Source organism: uncultured Porphyromonas sp. (assembly GCF_900541275.1).
In the GTDB taxonomy this organism is placed as follows: Bacteria; Bacteroidota; Bacteroidia; order Bacteroidales; family Porphyromonadaceae; genus Porphyromonas_A.
The window spans coordinates 35,065-52,695 of sequence record NZ_UQJH01000002.1 but is presented as its reverse complement, the minus strand read 5'-3'; the positions used below and the strand labels follow the sequence as shown (position 1 = coordinate 52,695).

The following is a 17,631-nucleotide window of genomic DNA, read 5'->3' as shown; positions in this document are numbered from 1 at the left end:
AACACCGAATATTAGTCGATCTAATTTCCGAATTAGTCCGAGGCTGCTACCATTGATCGAGACACTCTGTCTCGAGAAAGACTCAAGACTTACCGAATCATACTGACGACGGGCGTCCCGTACCGGAAGCCATATATCTGCCGTGTCGAGAATATGGCACCGATGACTTTATGCGACCGGGTCCTGATGCTCTAGCCATGGTTACTTTTTGGAGATGGAGCCACTGATGACTCTGATCCCGCTATTCGTATCGATATTCATTACCAGGTTAGCCTCGCGCTGTCCGGAGCGCTTCTCCTGGGTAAAGACATTCATCGTGCCTCTCATGGCAGCCATCATCAGCTCGCGTACGGTGCAGTGACTTGTCGCATCTCCGAGGTTGTAGATATTGGCTGTGCCGGCGGAATTGGTGTGACCGAAGTAAGCGTAGATGGTCAGCTTCATCTTGAGGAAGTCCTCCATGCTCATCCCTTTCGGTCTGCGGATGGTGATCTCGGACACATTACCCTCACCTAGATTGACCTCTTGCTCGGGGTCATCGATGCGGACGTACTCCTTCATATCCCTATTGAAGATCATCTGATCCTTCTGTCCGTCTACTGAGATGGTGACATTACCATAGACATAGAGCGGCTTGACGTTGTCCGCCTTGGCTCTCAGCGTGCGAGGAGTAAAGCGCAGGGTAAGCTCGTCCATCTCAGGAATGAAATAGGACTCGTTGCGGATAAAGTCGCTGGTGAGGACCACGCGCGCAACAGAGTTGTCGTGGACATAGCGTAGCGTGTAAGCAACAGGACGAGCGGAAGACGGAGTGAGGGGTGCGGAAAGACACTGCTTGAAGCCCTCCCAGCCATTGGAAAGACCAAGTCCATGCTCCTGCGAGGTGCCGCCAATGATGCGGGACTTGGATACAGAAGCATCAAGGATCTCCTTGTACTTCGTCTCCAGCTCGACATTGACTTTCTCTGTCGGGAGATTGAGATTAAGCGCGGCGACCACATCATGATACTCGTGATTGCTTGAGATGACGGCGAAGCCCATGCGGCCATAGAAGACCTCAGAGACATAGACGGGCATCACTCCATCCATTTTCGCCACATTGGCACTCTTGAGAATAAACTGATCCGGGATGTCCACAGCGATGCTGAAAGCCTTCTGGATCGCCTTGACGAGGACGTGGGTCTTCATCTTCTGGTGCGATGTGTTAAGGTTGAGCTGAGCGATGAGATCCTCCTTCTGATACCCGATACCCAGCTTGGCACCAATCTCTGTCGAGTTGGACACCTCATTGACCTCATACATGGTGGTGGCGGAGAGAGGATGGCTCGGCATGCCTAACCACTGCTGTAACGTCATATTATAGTCGCTCGACTTAGGGTTTTCGAAATGGGCGACAAAATTCATCGGCGTGCTTGGGATCAGATCCTTGGCACTCCACACCAGCTCACCGGTGGTGCCGGGCAGCCTGAGATACTTGCCATTGGTGATCGAGCTGCCGACGAAGACAGATCCGGGGTAGATCTGATTCTCCGAGGGGTTAAAGATGGAGAGCTCATCGAAAGCAAATCCGGAGTTGTAGACCTTTCGCATGTTGACAAACACTCCCTTGAGCCCGTTAAAGGTCCCTTCCTCAATGGACTCTTCGTTGACCTGAGGCGCGATGGGAGCCAACTGAGGCAGTACCAAGCCGCCCTCCTCTCCTGTGGTCATGCCATTGGGCAGGGGCAGTGCACGAAGCTGAGTGAGGAGTGCAGAAGCGTCTCCCTCAGTGGGGGTGTCGGTGGATTGTGTCGGCTCAGCAGAGTGATCCCGGCAGCCGGTGGATAGCATCATTGCCCCTGCGAGAAGTGCGGAGAAGGGTGCAAGCGAGACTATGTGGCGAAATAACTTATTCATGACTTTTGGTTCTTTATTAGGAAGGGGTTCAGTGATTGGTCAGGTATGGCTCAGGCTCACTGCCGAAGCATCTGGTCAGAGTCCGGGTGCCGTCTGCACTAGTGACGGAGCGGAGCGAAGTGGGAATCTCCTCGATCTCCTTGGCCTCGTGGAAAAGATCAAAGAGGACCGTCGCAGAGTAGTCGTTGTATGCATTCTTCCGCGTAGTGACGGAGAGACTGTTATGGATTGCATTGAAGATCAGATCCTGGAGTCGGATGCTGTACTTGCTCTCACCGAGATCGTCACCGGTAATGGTTCCGGCAGAGTTGGTATTATGGAAGTGAGTGTCGATGTAGATCCTCTGATTGAGGAAGTCCTGCATGGACATTCCCTTGGGGCGATGCAGAGTGACGTTGATAGTCTCGGCATTGGGCATACTGGCTTTCTTTTGCTTATCCAGCTTGACATACTTGCTCATCCCTAACCATACGAGACGATAGTCCTCAGAGGCAGTGCCATCTTTGGTGAGCTCTGCCGGTACGGTGAGGATGGTGTGACCCCAGACTTGGAGCTCCTCCTTATTGCCTGCGTTAGCCCTAATCTCCACGGGGCGGAAGCTAAAGGACATCTCGTCACTCTCCTTGACGAAGTAACTCTCTGTGATGGGGTACTGACCGGTCTGGACAACGCGGGCAACTGAGTTGTCATCCGCATATCGGAGCGTGATGGCCACCGGGACAGCCTCGGCAGGATTGAGTTCCGTACTGAGTGCTTCCTTGAAGCCGTCCCAACCCTTCTTGACAGAGAGGCCATGGTCACCCGACTTGCCGCCGGTAAAGACGTACTGAGTAAAAGACTCATCCAGAATCTTCTTGTAAGTGGATGAAAGCTCAAACTTGAAAGACGGAGCCATCACCTGCAAGGCGGCCATCAGCTCTAAGTAGTCATGGTCCGTAGAGATGAGCGCAAAGCCCATACGCCCATAAAACACATCCGAAATGTATACCGGCATGACACCCTGCAGAGCCCCCGGAGCTGCAGAGAGCAGGTGCTGGCGATCGGGCAGATCCATGGAGACGGAGAAAAGCTTCTGCACAAACTTCACCAGCATATGGGTCTTCAGATCCCCATTCTTGCCCTCAAAGGTGATTCCCGCCTTGACATTCTCAGTCTCAAAGCCAAGTCCCAACTTGGCACTGAACTCCTTGAGATCTTTCACTTCAGTCAGCTCAAAGGTGGTAATGGCGGAAGTGGGTAGAGTTGGCGTGCCACGCCATTTCTGCATTGTCGCCGAATAGTCGCTAAACCGTGGATCCATAACCCGCTGGACAAACTTATCCACTTGCGGATCGGCAGGGACCAAGTCGGGAGAGGACCAAGTGACATCACCGACTTTTTGACCCATGACAGGGAGATAGCGACCATTACTGATAGAGTTTCCCACAAGCACATTACCGGGGTAGATGAGGTTGCTCATGGGATTGAAGAGTAAATACTCGTTGTAGACCGATCCGGAGCTGTACATCGTACTCCGGCTGATGATTACACCGTGGAGGTCATCCTTGGTGGTAGGCACTACGGGGCCACCCTTTCCGGGATCTCCAACGATCTGAGGATCCGGTATGGGATCATTGCCTCGGAGCATTCCTGCAGCCAATGGCAGGCTTCCGAGCCGGGTCTCCGGTGACACAGCGGGCTCACCCGGGACTTCGCTCTTGCTGCAGGAGCTGAGAGAAAGTCCCAGAAAAGTCAGCCATCCGCCGATGAGAAGACACGTTCGCTGTAGGTTCATAGCTTTTTAATAAAAAAAGTGGAACATATAAATACTAACCTTGCCTTCATGCTAACTCCGTGACTATACCATATGTAAGTCTCCGAGGTTGCCATTCTGGCAGTATTTCGATGACCGATTTTACCAATTATCCCACATGTTTCAAAATATTGTAAAAACAAACTTGGTTTTGTATTTTAGGCTGTAATCTGATCCCTATAGGGGTTGCATTTTGATGTGCTGGGAGGGTGAGGAGGATGAAAGGGGGTTTGATGATGTGAGGGATTTAGGAGAAGTGGAGGGCGACTCAATTGTGGTGTCCAGAAAAAGTATCCAATAGACGAGTGAGCGGAGCCTAATATCGGTAAAAGAAATGCGGGCTGTGCCATACTGAGAGTCAGTCTTCTCCTGTGTCGCCACTGAGGCCACTCTGCCGGGGTGCAGTGCCAGTGCACTCTGCTGCCGGATGGAGCGATGGTGGAGCCTTACTGTCCCTTGGGTCTCTGCCGGTGAGGATAAAAAAAGCACGTCCTTGGGGGATACCCAAGGACGTGCTTTTGGATAAAATGGATAGGTCGTGCGTTACTTGCGGAAGGGGAGTTTGATTACCTCAGCCTCTACCTCCTTGCCACGGATCTCGATGGCGACCTCGGTCTCAGGCTTCTTATAGTCGGAGAGGACGTAGCCGAGGGCGATGCCCTTCTTGAGCGCGGGAGACATGGTACCGGAGGTGAGGTGGCCGATCTCCTTGCCATTGCCATCGGTCACCTTGTAACCCTCGCGAGGTACACCGCGTCCCTTCAGCTCGATGCCGACGAGACGGTACTTGGTGCCATTGGCCTTAGCCTCCTCAAGGATCTTGCGACCGGGGAGATTCTCCTTGCCCTCGATCAGCTTCGTTGTCCAGCCGAGGCCGGCGGCGTAGGGATTGGTGGTGTCGTCGATGTCGTTGCCGTAGAGGCAGAATCCCATCTCGAGGCGGAGGGTGTCACGGGCACCGAGACCGACCGGCTTGATGTCAAATTCCTTTCCGGCCTCAAAGAGCTGGTTCCAGAAGTTCTCCGGATCCTTGATGTCCTGGATGTAGAGCTCGTAGCCTCCGGCACCGGTGTAGCCGGTATTGGAGACCAGCACCTCCTCGCCGTGGAACTTCCCTCTGTGGAAGCTGTAGTAAGGGATCGCATCAACGTCGATGTCGACGAGCTTCTGTATCGTCTCCTTGGCCTTGGGTCCCTGGACGGCGAGGATGCTCATCCGCTCAGAGCGGTTCTCCAGCTCCACGCCATCGATCTTGTGGTCGGAGATCCACTTGAAGTCCTTCTCGATATTGGCGGCATTGGCGACCAGCATATAGTGGTCCCCAAAGCAGTAGGCGATGAAGTCATCGACGATACCACCCTTGTCATTGGGGTAGTAATTGTACTGCGCCTTGCCGTCCGTAAGCTTGGAGATGTCGTTGGAGCAGACATTCTGGAGGAACTCCACTGCCTTGGGGCCGCTGACGAAGAGAGCGCCCATGTGGGAGACGTCGAAGACGCCGACGCTCTCGAGGACTGCCATATGCTCAGCGACGATGCCGTCGGGGTACTGGATCGGCATGTCGTAGCCGGCGAAGTTGGTCATCTTGGCTCCGAGCTTGACATGGATGTCATGGAAGGGGGTTTTCTTTAGTTCCATAGATTGATTGTTTGTATTGAGTTTTGTATAAAAAGGTTGCTTACTATGATCTCACCTCTGTCGTGACGATCTCGAGAAGGGTCTCGGCAGCCATCACGAGCGAGGGGATTGGTAGGTACTCATAGATGCCGTGGAAGTTGAGCCCTCCGGCAAAGAGGTTGGGGCAGGGTAGTCCCCTGTGGCTGAGTGTGGCCCCATCGGTGCCGCCTCTGATGGGCGAGGTGATCGGCTCGATGCCGAGCCGCTTCATCGCCTCGGCGGCGTGATCGACGATCTCCATCCGGTAGAGCAGGCACTCCAGCATATTGCGATACTGGTCGTGGACGGTGACGGCGATGCGCTCCTCGCCATAGCGGGAGTTGATCGCTGCCGCAGTGCGGAGTAGCGTGTCCTTGCGCTCCTCGAGTGCTTCGCTATCGAAGTCCCTGAGGATGTACTCCAGCTCTGCCTCCTCTACGGTGCCACTCATCGCAGTGAGGTGGTAAAAGCCCTCTCTCCCCTCGGTCGTGGAGGGGCGCTGGTCGGGTAGGGCGCTGTCGAAGTCCATAGCGAGGCGCATGGCGTTGATCATTTTGCCCTTGGCATCGCCGGGGTGGACATTGAGCCCGTGGCAGTGGATGGTGGCTGAGGCGGCGTTAAAATTCTCGTACTGCAGCTCTCCGAGAGCTCCGCCATCTACCGTATAGGCAAAGTCGGCAGCGAACCCCTCCACATCAAAGAGTGAAGCTCCTCTGCCGATCTCCTCATCGGGTGTAAAGCCGATCCGGATCTCTCCGTGAGCAATCTCGGGGTGAGATGTCAGGTAGTGCGCCAGCTCCATAATGGCTGCGACACCGGCCTTGTCGTCCGCCCCGAGGAGCGTGGTGCCATCGGTGACGATCAGCTCTTGGCCCACGTACCGTGCCAGCTCGGGGAATTTCTGAGGAGTGAGAGTGATAGAGCCCGACTCATTGAGTGGGATCTCTCCGCCATCGTAATGGACTATCCTTGGCTTGACGTCCCGTCCGGAGGCGTCCGGAGAGGTGTCCATGTGGGCGATCAGACCGATCACCGGCTGGCTTGTCATCCCTACGGCAGGGATGGTCGCCGTGACGTAGCAGTGATCGTCTACGGATGCTGCGAGACCCATGCTGCGCAGCTCGAAGCAGAGGAGGTGCGCCAGATCCCACTCCTTATCCGAGGAGGGAGTCTCCTCGCTCGAGGGGTCAGACGTGGTCTCGAGAGAGACGTAGCGTAGAAATCGCTTGACGATGCTCTCCTTACTTATACGCATCGAGATTGGTCTCGTGGGGAGCAAAGTGTGAGATGATCTCCTCGGCTATCGCATCAGCCTCGGCCTCTGTGTGCGCCTCGGCATAGATCCGCATGATCGGCTCGGTATTGCTCTTGCGGAGATGGACCCAGCGGTCGGCAAAGTCTATCTTCACTCCGTCGATGGTGGTAATCGACTGATCCTTATACGCCCTCTTGATATCGTCAAAGATCCTGTCCACGTCGAGACCGGTGAGGTCCTGACGCTTCTTCACCATGGCATACTGCGGTAGGAGCGCCTTGATCTGGGTCGGCTTGAGGAAGCGCTTTGCCATCATGGTGAGGAAGAGGGCGATGCCGACGAGTGCGTCCCGGCCGTAGTGAGCCTTGGGGTAGATCACTCCGCCATTGCCCTCGCCACCGATGAGTGCGCCCACCTCTTTCATCTTTGTCACCACATTCACCTCGCCAACAGCGGCCGGCGTGTAGGTGCCTCCATGAGAGATGGTGACATCACGGAGGGCGCGGGTGGAGCTGAGATTGGAGACGGTGTCGCTACCCGGATAGATGCTCAGCAGGTAGTCGGCGATGCTGACGAGGGTGTACTCCTCACCGAAGGGGGTACCGTCCTCGCAGAAGATCGCCAAGCGATCCACATCGGGGTCGACGGAGAAGCCGACATCGGCCTTTTTCTCCTTGACCAATTGCCCCAGCTCGATAAGATTTTGTGGCAGAGGCTCAGGGTTATGAGCAAAGTCCCCGGTAGGCTCGCCATGGAGCAGGTAGGCACTCTTGACACCGAGTGCGTCGAAGAGGCGGGGCAGTGCGATGCCGCCGACGGAGTTGATCGTGTCGGCGCAGACGGTGAGCCCTGCCTCGCGGATCGCAGCAGCGTCCACCTCGGGGAGGCTCAGCACCATCTGCACGTGGGCATCGGTGTAGTCCTTGTGCTCCACATGTCCCAAGTGATCCACCTCGGCGAAGGTGAAGTCCTCCGCATCAGCCATCCTGTAGACCTCCCGTCCCTCAGCATCGGTGAGGAAAGTGCCCTCGTGATTGAGGAGCTTCAGGGCATTCCAGTGCTTAGGGTTGTGGCTCGCCGTGATGATGATGCCGGCATCGGCGCCCTCCTCGGTGACGGCAAACTCTGTCGTCGGGGTGGTGGCGAGACCGATATTCACCACATCAAAGCCGACAGCCTGTAGCGTGCCGATCACGATCCGCTGGATCATGTCTCCGGACATACGGGCATCGCGACCGACGACGATCTTATTGGACTGTATGGGAGAGTTTTTCCGTGCCTGGGTGGCAAAGGCTGCGGTGAAGTTGACAATGTTGATCGGATTGAGACCCTCGGAGGCGCTTCCTCCGATGGTGCCTCGGATCCCGGAGATGGACTTGATAAGGCTCATGATATGATCGATTTTCGGTTATTTCTTGTACTCAAAGCGGACATCCTTGAAGTAGAGGGCGAAGCCGTCCTTGGAGAAAGCTATCGGCCCGTGGCGGAAGGAGGTGATGACCTGCACTCGAGAGGGTACGCCGGCGAGACGGACCGCCTCGAGGAGAGCCTCGCACTGGAGGTTGTTATTGGCACTCTCCTGTGCGTCTTGATTGGGGTCAAGGACCACATCCTCGCCCTTCGGCGTGTAGACGAAGGTGAGGGCTCCGGTGCCGCCGCTGTAGGGACCGCCATTGCTCATCCGCTTGATCGACTCCTTGGAGATGCGAGGTCCGATGCCCTCAATCTCCATACGGGTAGAGATGACCCGCTGGCTGCCGGTCACGGGAGTCCCCTTCTCCACCACGCGAATGAGGAGTCCCTCCTTGATCTTGACAAATGTCCCCTCGGGAGTGATCAGGTCAGCAGGGAGATCCTTGATGGTCCGGATGCCGAGGGAGTCGGTGAAGTGCTTCACCTCCGCCTCCTCTTGCTTGATCATATCGACGTAGGACAAGCGTTTCTTGTCGCACCCGCTGACTAACAGCAGACTGGAGAGCAGGATCAGGATCGTCAGATGAGTGGGTCTGAGTAGATGTCTCATATTGGGGGATATAAAAGTGTCTAAGAGTGTAACGCCAAAATGGTAGTGGCAGGGTCAATGGCGACCCCCACCACTATGCCATACAAATGTAGCAAAATATCGGCTTAAGTCGCTCCTCTTTTCCTCCTTCGCTATCGTATTGTGGTCTTGGGCGCCGGTGTCGTATGGGCAAGCAGGCCGTTGTGGCTCCTGCTGAATGAAGACACGGGGAGCGGCATCACTGAGGGTGGCTTGTGCTGCACAGTGCCGGGTGAGCGTTGCTGAGGAGCGAAAGTAATAGGTATATTTGTGCAATAATACTAACGATCACACACGACTGAGCGAGATATGTACGGACTTTTCAATGACAGCTTCCAGCCGGCGGTAGATGGGGTGGGTACCGTTGTCTACAATAATGCGATCCAGATGTATAAGATGGGGCGAGACGTGCACGTCGTGGTCCCGTACTCTAAGGGCGAGCCTGAGTTGCCCGAGCCCTTCCCCATCACTCGCATCCCCTCAGTGCCTGTGCCTCCTCGCCCTCCCTACTCGGTGGGGCTGCCCTTCATCCCCACCAGTGCGTCTCGCGAGGTGTATCACCTGCCCTTTGATCTCATCCACTGTCACGCCCCCTTCACCACTGGGCGGATGGGTCGGGTGATCGCTCGTACGCGGGGCATTCCTTTCATCGCCTCGTTTCGCTCCAAGTACCGGGACGACTTCTATGGCGCGACCAAGAGCCGCTTCCTCTCTCATCTGGCGCAGGACTGGATCATGGAGTTTTACCGCCATGCCGATCAGGTGTGGATCACCGATGAGTCGATCCTCGAGACGATGCATGAGTATGGGTTTAGGGAGAAGCGGGGGCAGATCGCTGTGGTGCCCAATGGCGTGGAGACGGTCAGCGAGGACTGGTCCGTACTCCGTGAGCGGAAGCGGCGTGAGCTGGGGCTGGATGATGAGACGCCACTCTTTCTCTTTGTCGGTCAGCAGATCCGGATCAAGAATATCGGGATGATCCTCGATAGTCTTGCGTTGCTGGGTGATCGGAAGTTCCTCTTCTACTCCCTCGGCAGTGGTGCGGCGCGTGGGAAGTTTATTGAGAAGGCGAAGAGCTTAGGCCTGCAGGATAAGGCGATATTCCCCGGCACGATCAAGGATAGGACCGAGCTCTTCTCGTACTATGCGGCGGCGGATCTCTTCCTTTTCCCCTCTCTCTATGACACCTATGGCAATGTGATCCGCGAGGCAGCGCTGATGCACACACCGAGCCTGCTGCTGGAGGGGACCACCTGTGCTGCGCCCTTCCAGGATGGGGTCAACGCCTTTATCGCCAGGCAAAATGATCCGCGCGTCTATGCGGAAAAGATCATCGAGACGATCCGTGATGTGGAGGGACGGCAGCGTGTGGCGGATCGGATCCCCCACACGATCTCCCGCACCTGGGAGGATGTGGTCGGGGAGGTGGTCGATCGGTACGATCAGCTGATCGCGCACCACGAGAGTCGGGGGCGATTTAGACTATGAAGAGAGGTTAAAAGTGCTATTATCCAAAAAGATTTCAGTAACTCGCGCTGCATAGGTCGGAGAAAATTTGTATCTTTGAGGATAGAAAGGGATCAGTCCCTGCAGTGACAAGACATTATTACAGCTCCAATCAATTTATATTAAGGTAAAAAAGAGATGAACAAGGAACAGCTAGAACAGATGAAAAACGGCAAGGGCTTCATTGGTGCCCTTGACCAGAGTGGTGGCTCTACGCCCAAGGCCCTGAAGTCCTACGGTCTGACCGAGGATGCCTGGAGCAATGAGACGGAGATGTTTGAGCTCATCCACGAGATGCGCACCCGTATGATCAAGAGCCCCGGCTTTGCTGAGCACAAGATCATCGGTGTGATCCTCTTCGAGCGCACCATGCGCGGTGAGATCGATGGCAAGAAGACGCCCGACTACCTCTGGGAGAACCTCCACATCGTACCTTTCCTCAAGGTCGACAAGGGTCTCTGCGAGGAGAAGGACGGCGTACAGCTGATGAAGGACTTCCCCGGTCTCGATGACCTCTGCGAGGATGCTGTGAAGCACCATATCTTTGGTACCAAGGAGCGCAGCGTCATCAAGCAGGCCAATGAGGAGGGTATCAAGGCTATTGTGGCACAGCAGTTTGAGTGGGGTAAGAAGATCCTCTCTCACGGCCTGATGCCGATCCTCGAGCCTGAGGTGGACATCCACTGCCCCGATAAGGCTAAGGCTGAGGAGATCCTCAAGCGAGAGATCCTCGCTCAGCTCGACAAGATGGATCAGCCCGTGATGCTCAAGATCACTCTCCCGACGGTAGACAACTTCTACAAGGAGATCATCGAGCACAAGAATATCGTCCGTGTCGTAGCCCTCTCCGGTGGCTACAGCCGCGAGCACGCCAATGAGCTGCTGGCTAAGAATCACGGCATCATCGCTTCCTTCTCTCGCGGTCTCGCTGAGGGACTCTCTGCACAGCAGAGCGATGAGGAGTTCAATAAGACCATCGGTGCCTCTATCGATGGCATCTACGAGGCCTCTATCAAGTAAGCTGTAGGTCTAAGACCTATAAAAAGAGAAGGTCTCCATCCGGATAGTCCGGGTGGAGACCTTCTCTTGCTATAAATATACTATCGGGTAGGTTATTTATTGACCACAACGATCGGCTTGATCAGGTCTGCAGGCTTATCGCGCATAAGCTGCAGTGCCTCGGGGAGCTTATCCCAGCCCTCGAAGACGTGGGTGCAGAGCGGCTTCAGGTCGAGACGACCGAAGGAGACGAGGCGGGCAAGCTTCTCCATACGGAGACGACCGCCGGGCATCAGACCGCCATTGATCTGCTTGTGACCCATACCGACGCCCCACTCGACGCGCGGGATCCCGATGGTGTCACCCTTGCCGAGGTAATTGACGTTACCGATCTTGCCACCGGGCTTGAGCGCCTTGACTGCCTCAGAGAAGGTGTCCACCGTGCCGCCGGCCATACAGATCTTGTCCACTCCCTTACCGTCCGTCATGGCAAGTACCTGCTCGGAGATGGAGCCATCCTTGTAGCTGATGAAGTCGGTCGCACCGTAGCCCTTGGCTGCCTCGACGCAGACGGGTCGGGTGCCGACAGCGATGATCCGGGAGGCTCCGCGAAGGGCGCAGCCGGCAACGGACATCAGACCCACAGGACCGATACCGATCACCAGCACCACGTCGCCAAATTGCACATCCGCCAGCTCCACAGCATGAAAACCTGTCGGCACCATGTCGCTGAGCTGGGTCGCCTCGACGGGGTCAAAGTCCTCGGGGAGGTGTGCCAGGTTGCCGTCCGCGTCATTGACGTGGAAGTACTCGCCGAAGACACCATCCTTGAAGTTGGAGAACTTCCATCCTGCCAGCATCCCACCGCTGTGCATAGAGTAGCCGGCCTGAGCCTCGAGAGAGTTCCAGTCGGGAGTGATGGCCGGCACGATGACCCGGTCGCCGGGCTTGAAGTCCTTGACCAGCTCGCCTACCTTGACCACCTCGGCACTGCACTCGTGACCGAGGATCATATTGTGACGATCGCCTATGGCGCCCTCCCAGAGGGTGTGTACGTCGCTGGTGCAGATTGCTACAGCGAGCGGCTTACAGATGGCGTCCATGGGACCACACTCGGGGACCGGCTTCTCGATCCAGCCTGCTTCCCCGATCCGGAGCATTGCGTATCCTTTCATGATGATAGATAGATTGTAAAAGTTAGGAAATAAATGGTTTGACTTATTTGATGAGGTAAATGTAGCGAAAAAGAAAGTTCGATGTATCGATTATCGGGCGAATTACAGAATTGCTTCTGCAATTAACACTTCCCCTCACTCCTCCACCGTGAAGATGGTGATCCGGTGCTCCTCGGAGTAGTCCGGGGCGATCCGATGGCGGCTGAGGTAGGCGATGATCGCCTCCTCGGAGGTCAGGTGCTCGTCCTTGACCCTCGACTTGTCCCCATAGGAGTATACCGATGCGGCATAGCTGCTGAGTGCCACCTTGTAGGTGCGGTCAGGGTCGAGGGGCTGATCGTTGTCGTCCAGGATCGTGACCCCCTCGAGGGTCCCGTCGGCCCTGAGGGCGTAGGTGACGTGCAGCCCGGAGGGGACGATCGGTTGCCGGTCATCGAGCTGGTCAAAGCCGCTCTCAAAGAGCCGGTGTAGCTCTGCGGGAGTGAGCTCGACGGTCATCATCTGATTGGAGAAGGGATCCAGGGTGTAGACATCCAGCATCGAGATCGGACCGGGAGCGATGGAGTCGATGCGGATGCCTCCGGGATTGGTGAGGGCAAAGTCAGCTCCCGTCACCTCGCGGAATGCGTCGGTCATCAGGTAGCCCAGCTCCTCCTTGCTCAGCAGACCCTCCTCCGTAGTGGCGAGTGTCTTGTGCATCTCAGGATTGGCGAAGATCTTGTCGACGAGTGCCCTCATCGCAGGCTGCTCCTTGCCACCCTCCTCTATCGGGATGAGCCTGGAGCTTCGGGCGATGACTCTCCGATCCGGTCCGAGGGTGAGGTCCGTCAGGGTGCAGTAGTGGAGCTTGGAGCCGGCCTGAGTGATTAGGATACCATTCTCATACAGCTCCCTGTCGATCTTGGTGTGCGAGTGTCCGCCGACGATCAGGTCCACCACACCGGACGGCAGTGCCTTGGCGAGAGCTTGGTCGTGCAGGACACCATAGTGATTGAGGAAGAGAAGTACATCGACGCTGTCCCGCATCCCGAGGTAGCGCTCGTAGCTCTCCATCGGCTCGTGGAAGGTAAAGGGGCGTACCTTGTCGGGATGAGAGTCGGGGATGCCCAGCTCGTTGATGAAGAGGAGCGAGATGATGCCCACGGTGTAGCCGTTCTTCGTCCTCAGCGTCATCCTCGGGTGTATCGGCAAGTCGGCCGTCGGCTCCATATTGGCACAGAGGAAGGGGAAGGTGGCGTGGCTCACTAAGTAGGCGAAACCCTCCCGCCCGGTGTCAAACTCGTGATTGCCCACCACGGAGGCATCGAAGCCGATCGCATTCATCATCTCTATCATCGGCCACCCCTTGGGGTCGTACTGGTCGTTGAAGGGATTGCCGGTCTGGTTGTCTCCGCCCGAGAGTATCAGCAGCTCGGGGTACTCCCTCCGGAGACTGTCGACGATGAAGGCGAAGCGGGGCATGCGCTCCATCCCTGCGTGCATATCATTCACCGAGAGGATGCGGATGTGGTTGCCTGACTTGTGATGCGACGAGACACCGCAGCCTGCGAGGAGCAGGGTGAGCAGGGCACCGGTGATCACGGTGAGTGTATTGATGTGTTTCATTGCTTGTACTCAGCTTTGTTGGGTTACGGTCAGTCTCATTCCCTCCTCCAGTGGTCCATCTGGTGCCACCTCTAGTCCATTCTCGTCCCTCGCGATCCATCCGGATGTCTTTTCGCCCGCCTCGGTTGCCCAAGCCCGGATCGCATCGGCTACGACAGCTCCTGCAAAGAGGGTGACCGGTTGTCCATTGACTACTACTCTCATGATTACAGACCTAGCTCGGTGATTTTCTCCTGAAGCTTTGCCGGCTGGTAGCCGCGGAAGACGATCTCGCCCTCAGGGCTGATCAGGATCAGTGTCGGGATGCCGAGGACGCCATAAGTATCGTAGGAGACATTGTCCTTGTCGAATATCGTCTCCCAGCTGAGCCCGAGGCTCTCCTTGGCGCGGTCGTTGTCAGCCTTTGACTTCTCTCGCACGCCGATGCTTAGCACGCGGAGGGTCTTGCTGTGCTCCTCGGAGAGCTGCCTCAGCTCCGGCATAGCCTGTCGGCAATAGACGCACCAGGAGGCCCAGAAGTCCAGTAGCAGGTACCTCTTGCCATCCATATAGTCGCTGAGCTTGACGCTCTTCCCCTCCCCATCGGGGATCTCAAAGTCTCCCTTGTAGGGCTTGCCGACGGAGGTCTCCAGTGCGCTCTTTGCCTTGCTGTACCGCTCTGTATTCTTAGCGTCTCTCTGCACAAGGTCTGATGCTCCCTCATAGAGAGACACATACTCCGCCTCATCGGCATAGTCCAGCTCACGGAACATCAGCGCCCCTACGAGGTCATCATGGTGGCTCTCGTAGTACTTGGCGGCGATCGCACTCCGCACTCCGGCGCGCTCCACACGTGCTTGATCGATCTGCGCCTGGATCTCGTGAGACGCCTTAGGGTCACTCGTCTCCTTGAGCTGCTGCTCGAGCGACTCCTGCTTGGATGCGAGAGCGGCCGTCTGCTCCTCTACCTCTTTGGTAAAGGAGGTGAGCGCTCCATTTAGGCTCGCGGGATCCTCTGACGTGATCGTGATAGCGCCGCTCGGGGTCTGAGTGAGGGTAAAGTCGCCACTCTCCGGTATGAAGGGCAGCTCAATATCGCCCTGAGGGATCGAGATCATCCCCAGCAGAGTGTCGGAGGGGGTGCTGCTATTGAGAGTGAAACTATTGTTGCTGATGCGGGCTGAGTCGGTGCCAATGGGGTCGGTGACGAGGTAGACCATGGCGCCCTCCAGCTCGGCCGGTAGCTCGCTACCCTTGATGGTGCAGGTCTCGGTATGGCTCTGACAACCGCAGAGTAGCGCCACAAGAGCGAGTGATGTGAGGTATTTCTTCATGACTTTGAGAATATCCTTATGCGTGATACAAAAAAGAGGGACCGCCTCTCCTGCTGAGAAGCGATCCCTCAAATGTACTATTTTTCTTAGGAGAAAAGGTCCGGCTTAGAGACCGAGCTCCTTGATCTTAGCGTCCAGATCTTGCGGGCTGTGGCCACGATAGACGATCGTCCCCTCAGGATTGACGAGCAGGAGGGTCGGGATGCCGAGGATGCCGTACTCCTTGACGGACTGGCTCTCCTTGTCGAAGGCGGTATTCCAGGTGATGCCCAGCTCCTTGCGAGCGGAGTCGTTATTCTCCTTGCTCTTCTCCCACACACCGACGCTCAGCACGGTGATGGTCTTGCTGTGATCCTTCACGATGCCGGCGAGGTGTGGCATGGCCTGGCGGCACGGTCCGCACCAGGAGGCCCAGAAGTCCACCAGCAGATACTTGCCCGCCTCCATATAGTCGGAGAGCTTCACTGTCGTACCCTCACCATCATCGATGACGAAGTCACCCTTGTAGGGCTTGCCCTCAGAGGTCTCGAGGGCGAGCTTCATAGAGTCGTACTGGTTCTTGAGATTCTTATCCTCCTTCACCACGTTTGAGGCGCCCTCGTAAGCGGAGATGAAGTCCTCATCACTGTCAAACTGGAGCTGAGAGAAAGCTACGGCACCGATCACGTTGTCCTTATTGGATTCGTAGTACTTACGGGCGAGCTTATTATTGGCATCGGTATACTCCTTCTCGAGCTCCTGGATCTCTGCCTGCAGCTTGTCGGCAGCCTCGGCACCGATATCCTCCTTGGAGAGCTCCTGATCCTTGGCTCTGTAGGCCTGAGTGATCGGAGCCAGCGTCTCGTCCATCTCCTTAGAGAAGTCCCTGTATACTGCGTTGAGCGACTTGGCTTCGTCAGCTGCGGTGATGGTATACTTGCCATCCTCGCCTCGAGTGAGGGTGAAGTCTCCTGCCTCGCGGATGATCGGGGTCTGGATCTGAGCGTCCTTGGAGACGACGTACCAGATCTTCGTCACGTCGGTGCTGTCGGAGGTGAAGGCAAAGGAGCCATTGCTTACCAGTACGGAGTCCTTGTTGTCCTCGTCCTGTATGAGGTAGAGGTACTTGCCCTCCATCTCCTCGGGGAGGTTGCTCCCCTTGAGGGAGAACTTTGGACTGCTCTGGCATCCGGCTACAAGTACGAGCCCGGCGATCAGTGCGACCGTGTGCTTTAGTTTATTCATGCTATTGGTACAATGTGTATAAGTGTGATAAAAATGTCGGTAATAGGGGACCAGACCTCAGAGGTCCAGTTCCTTGATCTTGCTCGAGATCTCGTCGGGCCTATTGGTCTTCAGCACGATATTACCCTCGGGGCTGATCAGTATAAGGGTAGGGATGCTCTTCACTCCGTAGGCATCAGCCAGCGAGGACTTGCTGTCGAAGAAGGTACTCCAGGTCATCCCAAGCTCCTCCTTTGCCTTCGCATTCGCCTCGGGCGTCTCGTTGAGCCCGCCGACGCTCAGCACGGTGATGGTGCCGGCGTGGTCCTTGGCGATCTCCGCCAGGTGAGGCATCGCAGCACGGCAGGGACCGCACCATGAGGCCCACACGTCGACTAAGAGGTACTTGCCCTCCTCCATATAGTCGCTCAGCTTCACGCTCTTGCCGGTCTCGTCCGTCATCGTCACATCGGTGTAGGGACTACCGGCAGCGGTCTTCAGCTCGCCCTTCTGCATCGAGTAGAGCTTCTGCATGTCGGCATTCGACGTGATCGCCTCGCCTGCCGACTCGTACATCTCCACGAAGCCCTTGGGGTCGGTCATTGGGTAGATGGAGAGGGCCAGGAGACCGAGAGGATTGTCCTTATTTTGGTCAAAATACTCCCTTGAGAGTACACCGACCTTGGCATTGAAGTCCTCCGAGAGCTTCGTCCCCTTGGCGGAGAGCTCCTCGGTGATGGTCCCGCCATTTGCCTGCACCTCCTGCATCAGTTGATGGTTGGCGGCCATAAAGTCGCCGTAGAGGGCGTCGAAGCGGTTGTAGAGTGTGGTGACCTTCTTATTAAGCTCTGTAGATGAGGGGTCGTAGGCAAAGCTGGTGCTGTCCACGACTAAGGTAGAGGTCCCCGGCTCGGAGAAGAAGGGCATACCCTTACTTCCCATCAGGATGGTGAAGAGCTTGACGGGAGTATCCTTGGCCATCTTGAGCTCAAAGGAGCCGTCCTTGACTGTCACGGAGTCCACCTTGTCCTGCCCATCGTAGAGGTAGACGTACTGCCCCTCCATCGATGAGGGTAGGTCGGTGCCACGGAGTGTCGAGGTCTTGTCCTGCGAGCAGGCGCTGAAGCTCATAGCGGTGAGCGTGAGTGAGAGAATTAGGAGTGATCTCTTTTTCATTTGTCTTTATTGTA

General features: G+C 56.3%; 14 protein-coding genes. 2 read left to right on the top strand and 12 right to left on the bottom strand.

Annotated features, from left to right (window positions below):
• Window positions 1-201: 201 nt before the first annotated feature.
• From QZR17_RS02485 to QZR17_RS02460, 6 genes are all read right to left on the bottom strand, one after another.
• Window positions 202-1,896, bottom strand: a complete 1,695-nt coding sequence (locus QZR17_RS02485) for a thiol-activated cytolysin family protein (protein ID WP_297127251.1) — start codon at window positions 1,894-1,896, stop codon at window positions 202-204.
• A gap of 28 nt (window positions 1,897-1,924) precedes the next feature.
• Entirely contained in the window at window positions 1,925-3,670 is a 1,746-nt protein-coding gene (locus QZR17_RS02480; protein WP_297127248.1) for a thiol-activated cytolysin family protein, read from the bottom strand.
• Between the two features lie 561 nt (window positions 3,671-4,231).
• Window positions 4,232-5,326 carry a glycine cleavage system aminomethyltransferase GcvT gene (gene gcvT / locus QZR17_RS02475; RefSeq protein WP_297127245.1) on the bottom strand — a complete coding sequence of 365 codons (1,095 nt, stop codon included), beginning with the start codon at window positions 5,324-5,326 and terminating at the stop codon, window positions 4,232-4,234.
• A 43-nt stretch (window positions 5,327-5,369) separates the two neighbouring features.
• A complete protein-coding gene (gene pepT / locus QZR17_RS02470) occupies window positions 5,370-6,599 on the bottom strand; it encodes a peptidase T (protein ID WP_297127242.1) in 1,230 nt (409 codons plus the stop codon).
• Window positions 6,586-7,989: a phosphoglucosamine mutase gene (glmM, locus tag QZR17_RS02465; RefSeq protein ID WP_297127239.1), complete on the bottom strand. Its 1,404-nt coding sequence runs from the start codon at window positions 7,987-7,989 to the stop codon at window positions 6,586-6,588. The genes pepT and glmM overlap by 14 nt, the downstream gene beginning before the upstream one ends.
• 18 nt (window positions 7,990-8,007) lie before the next feature.
• Window positions 8,008-8,622 carry a hypothetical protein gene (locus tag QZR17_RS02460; protein ID WP_297127236.1) on the bottom strand — a complete coding sequence of 205 codons (615 nt, stop codon included), beginning with the start codon at window positions 8,620-8,622 and terminating at the stop codon, window positions 8,008-8,010.
• Window positions 8,623-8,949: 327 nt separating this feature from the next.
• Here QZR17_RS02460 and QZR17_RS02455 point away from each other — a divergent pair, with 327 nt between their 5' ends.
• Window positions 8,950-10,128, top strand: coding sequence for a glycosyltransferase (locus QZR17_RS02455; RefSeq protein WP_297127233.1), 1,179 nt, complete (start codon window positions 8,950-8,952; stop codon window positions 10,126-10,128).
• A gap of 156 nt (window positions 10,129-10,284) precedes the next feature.
• The gene (locus tag QZR17_RS02450; protein ID WP_296164002.1) at window positions 10,285-11,166 is read left to right on the top strand and encodes a fructose bisphosphate aldolase; all 882 of its coding nucleotides are present in this window, start codon (window positions 10,285-10,287) and stop codon (window positions 11,164-11,166) included.
• A gap of 92 nt (window positions 11,167-11,258) precedes the next feature.
• Here QZR17_RS02450 and QZR17_RS02445 read toward each other — a convergent pair whose 3' ends face one another.
• From QZR17_RS02445 to QZR17_RS02420, 6 genes are all read right to left on the bottom strand, one after another.
• On the bottom strand, window positions 11,259-12,320 hold the full coding sequence (locus QZR17_RS02445) for an NAD(P)-dependent alcohol dehydrogenase (RefSeq protein WP_296164004.1): 1,062 nt from the start codon (window positions 12,318-12,320) through the stop codon (window positions 11,259-11,261).
• 135 nt (window positions 12,321-12,455) lie between these two features.
• On the bottom strand, window positions 12,456-13,925 hold the full coding sequence (locus QZR17_RS02440) for a bifunctional UDP-sugar hydrolase/5'-nucleotidase (RefSeq protein ID WP_297127229.1): 1,470 nt from the start codon (window positions 13,923-13,925) through the stop codon (window positions 12,456-12,458).
• Window positions 13,926-13,934: 9 nt separating this feature from the next.
• Complete coding sequence (locus tag QZR17_RS02435) at window positions 13,935-14,129, bottom strand: hypothetical protein (protein ID WP_297127226.1); 195 nt, start codon at window positions 14,127-14,129, stop codon at window positions 13,935-13,937.
• Window positions 14,130-14,131: 2 nt separating this feature from the next.
• Complete coding sequence (locus QZR17_RS02430) at window positions 14,132-15,238, bottom strand: TlpA disulfide reductase family protein (RefSeq protein WP_297127223.1); 1,107 nt, start codon at window positions 15,236-15,238, stop codon at window positions 14,132-14,134.
• A gap of 105 nt (window positions 15,239-15,343) precedes the next feature.
• Window positions 15,344-16,462, bottom strand: coding sequence for a TlpA disulfide reductase family protein (locus QZR17_RS02425; protein ID WP_297127220.1), 1,119 nt, complete (start codon window positions 16,460-16,462; stop codon window positions 15,344-15,346).
• A gap of 57 nt (window positions 16,463-16,519) precedes the next feature.
• Window positions 16,520-17,617, bottom strand: a complete 1,098-nt coding sequence (locus tag QZR17_RS02420; protein ID WP_297127217.1) for a TlpA disulfide reductase family protein — start codon at window positions 17,615-17,617, stop codon at window positions 16,520-16,522.
• Between the last annotated feature and the right edge of the window lie 14 nt (window positions 17,618-17,631).

Coding starts and splice junctions, on each gene's coding strand:
- QZR17_RS02485 (WP_297127251.1), bottom strand. CDS start 1,896: ATGAATAAGTTATTTCGCCACATAGTCTCGCTTGCACCCTTCTCCGCA.
- QZR17_RS02480 (WP_297127248.1), bottom strand. CDS start 3,670: ATGAACCTACAGCGAACGTGTCTTCTCATCGGCGGATGGCTGACTTTT.
- gcvT (WP_297127245.1), bottom strand. CDS start 5,326: ATGGAACTAAAGAAAACCCCCTTCCATGACATCCATGTCAAGCTCGGA.
- pepT (WP_297127242.1), bottom strand. CDS start 6,599: ATGCGTATAAGTAAGGAGAGCATCGTCAAGCGATTTCTACGCTACGTC.
- glmM (WP_297127239.1), bottom strand. CDS start 7,989: ATGAGCCTTATCAAGTCCATCTCCGGGATCCGAGGCACCATCGGAGGA.
- QZR17_RS02460 (WP_297127236.1), bottom strand. CDS start 8,622: ATGAGACATCTACTCAGACCCACTCATCTGACGATCCTGATCCTGCTC.
- QZR17_RS02455 (WP_297127233.1), top strand. CDS start 8,950: ATGTACGGACTTTTCAATGACAGCTTCCAGCCGGCGGTAGATGGGGTG.
- QZR17_RS02450 (WP_296164002.1), top strand. CDS start 10,285: ATGAACAAGGAACAGCTAGAACAGATGAAAAACGGCAAGGGCTTCATT.
- QZR17_RS02445 (WP_296164004.1), bottom strand. CDS start 12,320: ATGAAAGGATACGCAATGCTCCGGATCGGGGAAGCAGGCTGGATCGAG.
- QZR17_RS02440 (WP_297127229.1), bottom strand. CDS start 13,925: ATGAAACACATCAATACACTCACCGTGATCACCGGTGCCCTGCTCACC.
- QZR17_RS02435 (WP_297127226.1), bottom strand. CDS start 14,129: ATGAGAGTAGTAGTCAATGGACAACCGGTCACCCTCTTTGCAGGAGCT.
- QZR17_RS02430 (WP_297127223.1), bottom strand. CDS start 15,238: ATGAAGAAATACCTCACATCACTCGCTCTTGTGGCGCTACTCTGCGGT.
- QZR17_RS02425 (WP_297127220.1), bottom strand. CDS start 16,462: ATGAATAAACTAAAGCACACGGTCGCACTGATCGCCGGGCTCGTACTT.
- QZR17_RS02420 (WP_297127217.1), bottom strand. CDS start 17,617: ATGAAAAAGAGATCACTCCTAATTCTCTCACTCACGCTCACCGCTATG.